We start from the raw sequence: 8,331 nt of genomic DNA, 5'->3' as shown, positions 1-8,331 counted from the left end.
GTTGCACCCAGTCGCGGGTGGCGTCGTCGGTGTAGGCCAGGTGGAATTGCCAGACGGGACAGAGTTCGGGCGTGCCGGGATCGGTGCGCTTGACGCGTGCGGGATCGGTGGGCATGCGTTTGATTTTGTGCTCGACGCTCGCGCGCTCTTCCCGGATGGCAATGGAATTGCCGTAGCTCTTGGACATCTTGCGGCCATCCAGACCGGGCAGCTTGGACTCGGGGGTCAGCAGCGCTTCGGGTTCGCGCAGGATCTGCCTGCGGCCACCGCTGAGCTGCGCGCGCAGGGCGTCTTTTTCTGCACGCGATAGTTTGCTGGCGGCGATCAGTTCGCGGGCTTGTTCGCGTTTTTCGGTCAGCCCCTCCTGATCGGCGGCGCGGCGCAGGGCGGCGAGTTGTGCGCGAACGTCCTCAGGTAATTTGGCCGCGGCGGCTCGCGCCTGCGCCTCAACCGCGGGGTCTTTGCCATAGAGATTGTTGAAACGCCGCGCGATTTCACGGCTCATCTCGATGTGCGGCACCTGATCGGCCCCGACGGGCACATAGCGCGCCAGATAAATGAGTATGTCTGCGGCCTGCAGCAGTGGATAGCCGAGAAAGCCGTAGGTCGTCAGGTCTTTGTCCTTCAGATTGGCGATCTGATCTTTGTAAGTGGGCACACGCTCCAGCCAGGACAGCGGGGTGCCCATGCCCAGCAGCAGAAACAGCTCGGCGTGCTCCAGCACCCGGCTTTGCACGAACAAGGTGGCCTTGTTCGGATCGACGCCGGCGGCCAGCCAGTCGATCACCATCTCCGTGGTGTGCGCATAGATGGTTTCCGGCGTTTCGTAATGGGTGGTCAACGCGTGCCAGTCGGCGACGAAAAAGTAGCAGTCGTGCGCGTTTTGCAACTGTGCCCAGTTTTTCAAGGCGCCGTGGTAGTGCCCCAGGTGCAGCGCACCCGTGGGGCGCATGCCAGACAAAACACGATCATCGACGCCCGTTGCGCCATCGGCCTGTGCAGGGAGATTCATAGGGAAAAGAGTCGGATGAGAAAAGGGGGCTCAGAGGAGCATCTGAAAGGGGCTGAGCAGAACCTTGAGAACTTGCATGGACAGTGCCATGAGCGGGCTGAGCCAGAAGTTGGTGACGATGCCGGTGAGCACCAGCGCCATCACGATGAAAAAGCCGTACGGTTCGACCCGCGAAACGGCGATGGCTTGTCGTACGGGCAGCAGCCCCACCAGAATGCGGCCGCCATCGAGTGGCGGCAGCGGAAACAGGTTGAAGACGAACATCACCAGATTCACCAGAATGCCGGCCTGGGCGACATCGTAGAAATAGACCTCGTTGACGGCGAAGGCGTGCAGACCGACGAGCAGCAGGCCCCAGAGAAAAGCCTGAAAAAAGTTGGAAGCAGGTCCGGCGAGCGCAACCCAGATCATGTCGCTCTTGGGGTTGCGCAGTCGCCCGAAATTCACGGGCACCGGCTTGGCGTAGCCAAAGAGAAACGCGCCGGAGGTGGCGAAATACAAAATGAGTGGCACGAGGATGGTGCCGATCGGATCGATGTGCCGCACCGGGTTGAGCGACACGCGACCCATCATGTAGGCGGTGTTGTCGCCAAAGTAGCGCGCCGCATAGCCGTGCGCCGCTTCGTGCAGGGTGATGGCAAAAAGCACCGGCAGGGCGTAGACGGTGACAGCCTGTATGAGTTGATCCATGCGGAAATTGTAGGAAGGGCGTTGTGACAGGGCGGGCCAGGGGCGGCTTGACCCGCCCTGCGCAAAGGATGAAGAGGTTGAGTGCGGTGTTTACTGCAGGGCCGGAAGACCCAGAGCATCGAGCGGCCCGCGCCCGATGCGAATGACCACGGGCTCGGCGCCGCACAGATCGACCACGGTGGTGGGCTCGCTGGGGCAGGGCCCGGCGTCGAGCACCAGATCGACTTGATGCTCGAGCTGGTCGCGAATGTCGGCGGCGTCGTTCAGCGCGTGTTCGTCTCCGGGCAGAATCAAGGTGGTGGCGAGCAGGGGCTGGGCCATTTCCACCAGCAGGGTGTGGGCAACGGCGTTTTGCGGCACCCGCACGCCGATGGTCTTGCGCGAGGGGTGCGACACCCGGCGCGGCACTTCCTTGGTGGCTTCGAGAATGAAGGTGTAGGGCCCCGGCGTGCAGGCGCGGATGAGACGGTATTGCCGGTTGTCCACGCGGGCATAGTTGCCCAGCTCGGACAGATCGCTGCACAGCAGGGTGAGGTGATGGCGCTCGTCCACCTGGCGGATTTGTCGCAGGCGTTGCACTGCGGCTTTGTCGTCGAGATGGCAGACCAGGGCATAAGACGAGTCGGTCGGAATCGCCGCCACGCCACCACTGTGCAGCACGGCGGCGGCTTGCTTGATCAGCCGAAGCTGCGGGTTGTCGGGGTGCAGGTTGAAGTATTGCGCCATGGTGGAGGGGTTCAATGCAGCAGATCCCAGACGGGAGCGAGGTCGGCGGGCAGGGGGGCGAGACGCCCGAGGTCGCAGACGCTTTCTCCCGGGCTGTGAAAATCGGAGCCGCGCGAGGCGTAAAAGCCGAATTCCAGCGCGAGCTTGGCGTATTTCCGGGCCTGCGCTGCGGTATGGCTGCCGGTTACCACCTCGATGCCCTGACCCCCCAGTGACTTGAAGCGTTCCAGCAGGGCCCACTCTTCGGTTTCGGTGAAGCGGTAGCGCCCCGGATGGGCGATCACAGTGATTCCCCCGGCTGCGCGAACCCAGCTCAGGGCATCGTCGAGGCGGGCCCATTCGTGTTCGACATAGCCGGGCTTGCCCGGTGTGAGATAGCGGCTGAACACTTCGTGGGTCTGGCGGCACACGCCGAGTTCCACCAGCAAGCGGGCAAAGTGCGTGCGCGACATCAGCGCCGGGTTGCCCGCATGGCGCAGCGCGCCGGCATACACGTCGGACAGACCGAGATGCTTTTCAAGATCGGCCGCCATGTCTTTTGCGCGTTGGTCGCGGCCGGAGCGAATCTGTTGCAGTCCGCCTTGTAAGACTGGATGAGAATCGTCGAAATTCAGCGCCACGATGTGCACGGTCTGCGCGGCGAACGACACCGAGATTTCCACTCCGGGTACAAAACGCAAACCCAGCGCCTCGGCGCTTTGCCGCGCCTCGGCCAAGCCGCCGAGTTCATCGTGATCGGTGAGCGCCCAGAGATCGACCCCATTCGCACGGGCCCGCTGCGCCAGTGCGGCAGGCGCCAGTGTGCCGTCTGAAACCGTGGAATGACAGTGCAGATCGGGGTTGCGCGCAGAAGAAGCAGACATGATGCGACATTGTAGGGAGGGCGTCTAAACTGCGCCGGATGGGCAAATCTTCCCGACACATCAGCCTGACCCCGGCCACGCAATGGCTGCGCGCGCAAGGTGTGACCTACACCGAGCATGTGTACGAGTATGTCGATCATGGCGGAGCCGCCTGGGGCGCGCAGAGCCTGGGGCTGCCGGTGCACGCGGTGATCAAAACCCTGGTGATGCAAGACGACACATCGCAACCGCTGGTCGTGCTCATGCATGGCGACCGGGAGGTTTCGACCAAGCAGTTGGCGCGGGCGATCGGTGCGCGGCAGGTCGAGCCCTGCAAGCCAGAGGTGGCGCAGCGGCACAGCGGGTATCTGGTCGGCGGAACGTCGCCATTTGGACTGCGCAAGGCCATGCCGATTTATGGCGAGCAATCAGTGCGGACGTTGGAGCGCATCTACATCAATGGCGGGCGGCGCGGCTATCTGCTGGGGCTCTCCCCCGACGTGCTCGACGCGGTTTTGCAGGTGCGCTGGGTGAATTGCGTTCAATAGAATCACGAAGCATGAATACATCGAACGTTGTGGCCCTGATCTTCGCCGGGCTGGCCTATCTGTTGGGATCGCTGTCGTTCGCCGTCTTGGTCAGCCGCGTCATGGGCATGGCCGATCCTCGCACCTACGGTTCGGGCAACCCGGGCGCAACCAATGTGCTGCGCAGCGGCAACAAGCTCGCCGCCATCCTGACCTTGTTGCTCGATGCCTTCAAAGGCTGGTTGGCGGTCTGGCTGGCCTTGGTGATCGGCCCTGGCTTCGGGCTCGGCGCGCCGGGTGTGGCCCTGGTGGCTGTGGCCGTGTTTCTGGGGCATCTCTACCCTGTTTTTTTCCATTTCAAGGGCGGCAAAGGCGTGGCGACGGCGGCTGGCGTGTTGCTGGCCATCCAGCCCTGGCTGGGGCTCGCCACGCTGGCCACCTGGGTGATCGTGGCCGGGTTTTTTCGCTACTCCTCTTTGGCTGCGTTGGTGGCTGCGGTGTTCGCGCCGTTTTATTACTGGTTTGGCGGTGGTCTGGCCTGGAACGCCGACCCGGCGCTGCTGCTTGCCCTGGTGATCATCAGCGCGCTGCTGATCTGGCGGCACAAGAACAATATCGAGAAGCTGATGAGCGGCGAAGAAAGCCGCATCGGGCGAAAAAAGTAAGACGGAAAATGCGGGGTCTTCCCGTTCCGTTCAATATCGGGGGCTCAGGGTCATGCGGTCGCCGTCGTGCTGCATATTGACCCGCTGCAGGAAGCTCATGCCGAGCAGGGCGTAAGGCATTGGGGTGTTGATCACCACGGCGGGCACGTTATGCAGCTCGATATGGCCCACGCGCACTTTGTCGAGATCAATCAAGGTTGCAGGGATGGTGCCATTGGCAGTGTTGACGGCCGAGGCTCTTCCGTTTTGTAGATTGAGGCCCAGCCGCTGGGCTTGCTCTCGGCTGAGGGTGATGCGGGTGGCCCCCGTGTCCACCATCATGCGCAACAGTTCGCCGTTGATGCGGCACTCTGTCACGAACTGTCCGTTTGACCTCGCAAACAGAACAGTACGCTGTGCGGCCGTCGCCCCCACGCTCAGCGGTGCGGCGCCCAGGCCCAGTTGCATTTTCTGCCCGCTGACCTCTACCGTGGCCTGTTGGTCCGAAAGGGCCAACAGTTTCACGCCCTGCACCGTCTGGCCGATGCGCAGTGTGCGCGGCGCGCCCCCGTCGATCACCAGCAGCGCCTGATCGCCAAATTTTCCAGCGAGGCCCACGCTTGCCGTCGCCGCAAAGGCCGGGTTGCCGCAGAGCGCAAAGGCCGTGCAGGCTGCGACCCAGCGAGCAGTGCGCTCAGCAAACGAAGAGCACAGCAGCCTGGCGGATTTGTTCACGCCAGCTCAGTCCCGAAAATTGTTGAATGACAGCGGCGCTTCCTCGATGTCTTTGCGCAGCACCGCCATGGCCGCCTGCAGATCATCGCGCTTGGCACCAGTAATGCGCACGATGTCGCCCTGAATCGCGGAGGTCAGTTTGAGCTTGGAGCCCTTGATCGCTGCGGTGATCTTTTTCGCCAGCTCCTGCGGAATGCCGGCCTTCACGGTGATGACCTGTTTGACCTTGTCTCCGGAAATTTTTTCGATTTTCCCGAGGTCGAAAAAGCGTGGGTCGATTTTGCGCTTGGCGGCCTTGGCCATGAGCACATCGCGCACCTGCCCGAGCTGAAAGTCGCTGTCGGCCGTCAGCGTGAGAGCCTTGTCGTTCTGCTCGACCTGGGCGGAACTGCCCTTGAAATCAAAGCGGGTGGCGATTTCCTTCGCCGCTTGATCGCAGGCGTTGCGCACTTCGACAAGATCGGGTTCGAGAACGGCATCGAAAGAGGGCATGAGAGAACCTTGAAGATAATGAGAGTTTGATCTGTGGGATTCTATGAGTCTGGAACTCGAAACCGATGTGCCTCTGCGCGCATTCAACACTTTTGGCATCGACGCCACGGCGCGGCGTCTGGTGCGGGTGCGCAGTGCGCGCGATGTTCGTCTGGTGGTCGATCATCCCGAGTGGGGGCGTTCGCCCAAATTCATTCTGGGCGGCGGAAGCAACGTGCTGTTCACCCGCGACATCGACGATGCGGTCGTGGTGAAGACGGAAATTCGCGGCCTGCGTGTGCTCGGAGACGACGCCCGTTCCACCTTGATCGAAGTGGGCGCCGGCGAGCCCTGGCATGACGTGGTGATCTGGGCGTTGGAGCAGGGCTTTGCCGGGCTGGAGAATCTCGCCCTGATTCCCGGCACGGCGGGGGCGGCGCCGGTGCAGAACATCGGCGCGTATGGCCTGGAATTGTCAGACCGGCTGGAGTCAGTGGATGTGGTCGACTTCGTCACCGGCCGCAGCGCCACCTTGCCTGCGGCACATTGTCGGTTGGGCTACCGCGACAGCATTTTCAAACGCGAACTCGCGGGCAAGTCGGTCATCACCGCCGTTCGTCTGCGTCTGCCCAAGCCCTGGGCGCCTGTGGCGGGGTATGCGGACGTGGCGCGGTGGTTGCAGCGCGAGCACATCTCCGACCCATCGCCCCATGACGTGTTCAAGGCGGTGTGCGCTATTCGAACCAGTAAATTGCCGGATCCGGCCAAGCTGGGCAACGCCGGGAGCTTTTTCAAGAACCCGGTGGTCAATCGCACCATCCGCAATGAAATCCTGGAAGAACATCCCGACATCGTCAGCTACCCGCTGGACGACGGCACCTACAAACTCGCCGCAGCGTGGATGATCGCCGCCTGCGGCTGGAAAGGGCAAACGCTGGGCCGCGCGGGGGTGCATGAGCAGCAGCCCCTCGTTCTGGTCAACCGCGGCGGGGCTACGGGCGCCAACGTGCTGGAACTGGCGCGCGCGGTGCAAGACAGCGTCGAGCAGAAATTCGGCCTTCGCCTCGAGCCCGAACCAGTCATTCTGTGATGCAGACGATTGTCGATTTTTTCGCCTTCCGCACCTTTGTCAGCCTGGACGTGCTGCGCGTGGTTTACGCGCTGGGCGCCATCGGTATGCCGTTGCTGGCCTGGGCGGTCTGGCTGTGGCTCGATCGTTTCGCCCTGTGGCGGTCGATGCGCGGCGTGTCAGCATCCGCGGTTCGCCGGGTCGTTCCCAAGCGTTGGCGCGTGATCTCTGTTTTGTTGTTTCTGCTGTGTTTTTTCTGCATGGAACTCATGTGGCGCATGATGTTTGAATTCATCATCGCCTATCTGCAGATGCACGAGGCCTTGCAACTGCTGTCACAACGCGCGGGCCTGCGCTGACTGCTGACTGGAGAGCTAGCCGATGACTCTGCACACCATTTTGCGCATGGGCGACCCCCGGCTATTGCGCGTCGCCAAACCGGTGGTCAAGGCCGATACGCCCGAACTTCATGCCCTGATCGCCGATCTGTTCGAGACCATGCAGGCGGCCGGTGGTGTTGGCCTTGCCGCGCCTCAGATCGGGGTGGATCTGGCCGTGGTGATCTTCGGTTTCAGCCAAAGTGCCCGTTACCCCGAGGCGCCAGCCGTGCCGCAGACCGTCCTCATCAACCCGGAAATTTCAGTGCTCGACGATGCCGAGGAAGAGGGCTGGGAAGGCTGTTTATCGGTGCCCGGCCTTCGCGGCTGGGTGCCGCGCTTTCGCCGGATTCGCTACCGCGGGATGGATGCCTATGGCAACCCCATCGACCGCGAGGCCGAAGGCTTCCATGCCCGCGTCGTGCAGCATGAGTGTGATCACCTGATCGGCAAGCTCTACCCCATGCGCATCCGCGATTTCAGCCGGTTCGGTTTTGCCGACGCGTTGTTTCCCGGGCAGGACATCGCTGACGACTGAACCCGAGAGGGTGTAAACAAACCCGCCATGCCCGCTGCTTGGCCACGCCGGATTCATTCACACCTCAGGGCTTCACTTCCACCAGCCACATAGAGCTAGTGGGGTTGTTGATGGCGGTTTCCGCAGACCAAACTGGGTTAACCGTAGTGCCAGCATTGGGTACAGTCTGCCAGGCATCGGCTCCACTGTTGGAGTTCAGGGAGTTGTTGCCCATATCCAGACGCGTCCAGCCAGCTGGCGCGTTGTAGACGTTGGTGGGATCGCTCTGAGAGCCGGTGAAATCGGCCGGCCCCCAGAAGGACACGACCAGACTGTTCGGGCCTGTCGTCACCAGGGGCTTTGCGCTGTCATTTGAGCGAGTGTTGCTGTAGGTCGTTTCACCCAATGCGCTCGCACCCGACAGCACCACAACGAACAGGGTCGCCTCATTGTCTTCGTAGCTGGGCGTCTTGTTGAGGCTCCAGGTCTGTCCTGTACCGCCCTTGGCGTTGACGCAGGCGTACAGGTAACTGCCGGCCCCGACCCCTGCATAGGTTTGCGCATTGCCAATGCGCGTGTAAGTGTTGCCCTTGTTGTCGGTGAGACTGGAGAAAGTGCCGGTATTTTGCGTGAGTACCTGCACCAGAATGATGGAACCCGTTGCAGGCGTGTTGACCGGGGGCGTGGTCATGGGAGACGTGCCGATGCCCGCCACATCGAC

The 8,331-nt window shown here is 62.3% G+C and carries 12 protein-coding genes; 5 read left to right on the top strand and 7 right to left on the bottom strand.

The window, feature by feature from the left end:
• The 4 genes from trpS to AC2VLV_RS01895 form a co-directional block, all read right to left on the bottom strand.
• A partial coding sequence (gene trpS, locus AC2VLV_RS01910) for a tryptophan--tRNA ligase (RefSeq protein ID WP_486988394.1) occupies positions 1 to 1,012 on the bottom strand: 1,012 nt, incomplete at its 3' end.
• A 30-nt stretch (positions 1,013 to 1,042) separates the two neighbouring features.
• Complete coding sequence (locus AC2VLV_RS01905) at positions 1,043 to 1,702, bottom strand: site-2 protease family protein (protein WP_013105667.1); 660 nt, start codon at positions 1,700 to 1,702, stop codon at positions 1,043 to 1,045.
• 90 nt (positions 1,703 to 1,792) lie between these two features.
• Positions 1,793 to 2,428, bottom strand: a complete 636-nt coding sequence (locus AC2VLV_RS01900) for an L-threonylcarbamoyladenylate synthase (protein WP_013105668.1) — start codon at positions 2,426 to 2,428, stop codon at positions 1,793 to 1,795.
• An 11-nt stretch (positions 2,429 to 2,439) separates the two neighbouring features.
• Positions 2,440 to 3,291 carry a 3',5'-nucleoside bisphosphate phosphatase gene (locus AC2VLV_RS01895; protein WP_486988393.1) on the bottom strand — a complete coding sequence of 284 codons (852 nt, stop codon included), beginning with the start codon at positions 3,289 to 3,291 and terminating at the stop codon, positions 2,440 to 2,442.
• 38 nt (positions 3,292 to 3,329) lie between these two features.
• On the opposite strand from AC2VLV_RS01895, the gene AC2VLV_RS01890 reads away from it, so the two are divergent.
• Together AC2VLV_RS01890 and plsY are read left to right on the top strand one after the other, a co-directional pair.
• Entirely contained in the window at positions 3,330 to 3,818 is a 489-nt protein-coding gene (locus tag AC2VLV_RS01890) for an aminoacyl-tRNA deacylase (protein ID WP_486988392.1), read from the top strand.
• A gap of 11 nt (positions 3,819 to 3,829) precedes the next feature.
• Positions 3,830 to 4,462 carry a glycerol-3-phosphate 1-O-acyltransferase PlsY gene (plsY, locus tag AC2VLV_RS01885; RefSeq protein ID WP_486988391.1) on the top strand — a complete coding sequence of 211 codons (633 nt, stop codon included), beginning with the start codon at positions 3,830 to 3,832 and terminating at the stop codon, positions 4,460 to 4,462.
• Positions 4,463 to 4,492: 30 nt separating this feature from the next.
• Here the strand turns inward: plsY and AC2VLV_RS01880 are convergent, their stop codons facing one another.
• On the bottom strand, positions 4,493 to 5,176 hold the full coding sequence (locus tag AC2VLV_RS01880; RefSeq protein WP_486988390.1) for a retropepsin-like aspartic protease family protein: 684 nt from the start codon (positions 5,174 to 5,176) through the stop codon (positions 4,493 to 4,495).
• A gap of 6 nt (positions 5,177 to 5,182) precedes the next feature.
• Positions 5,183 to 5,668: a YajQ family cyclic di-GMP-binding protein gene (locus tag AC2VLV_RS01875; protein WP_276708506.1), complete on the bottom strand. Its 486-nt coding sequence runs from the start codon at positions 5,666 to 5,668 to the stop codon at positions 5,183 to 5,185.
• 43 nt (positions 5,669 to 5,711) lie between these two features.
• On the opposite strand from AC2VLV_RS01875, the gene murB reads away from it, so the two are divergent.
• The 3 genes from murB to def are packed head-to-tail and all read left to right on the top strand — an operon-like array spanning position 5,712 to position 7,631.
• Positions 5,712 to 6,737, top strand: coding sequence for a UDP-N-acetylmuramate dehydrogenase (gene murB / locus AC2VLV_RS01870; RefSeq protein ID WP_486988389.1), 1,026 nt, complete (start codon positions 5,712 to 5,714; stop codon positions 6,735 to 6,737).
• Entirely contained in the window at positions 6,737 to 7,075 is a 339-nt protein-coding gene (locus tag AC2VLV_RS01865; RefSeq protein WP_486988388.1) for a DUF4282 domain-containing protein, read from the top strand. Before murB ends, AC2VLV_RS01865 begins: the two co-directional genes overlap by 1 nt.
• Before the next feature lie 22 nt (positions 7,076 to 7,097).
• On the top strand, positions 7,098 to 7,631 hold the full coding sequence (gene def, locus AC2VLV_RS01860; RefSeq protein WP_486988387.1) for a peptide deformylase: 534 nt from the start codon (positions 7,098 to 7,100) through the stop codon (positions 7,629 to 7,631).
• A gap of 64 nt (positions 7,632 to 7,695) precedes the next feature.
• Here the strand turns inward: def and AC2VLV_RS01855 are convergent.
• Positions 7,696 to 8,331: hypothetical protein (locus AC2VLV_RS01855; RefSeq protein ID WP_486988386.1), on the bottom strand; the 636-nt coding region annotated here is incomplete at its 5' end.

This window comes from Thiomonas sp. TH-17 (assembly GCF_057473305.1).
The sequence above is the reverse complement of the archived record's forward strand: the minus strand, read 5'-3'. Positions and strand labels throughout refer to the sequence as shown.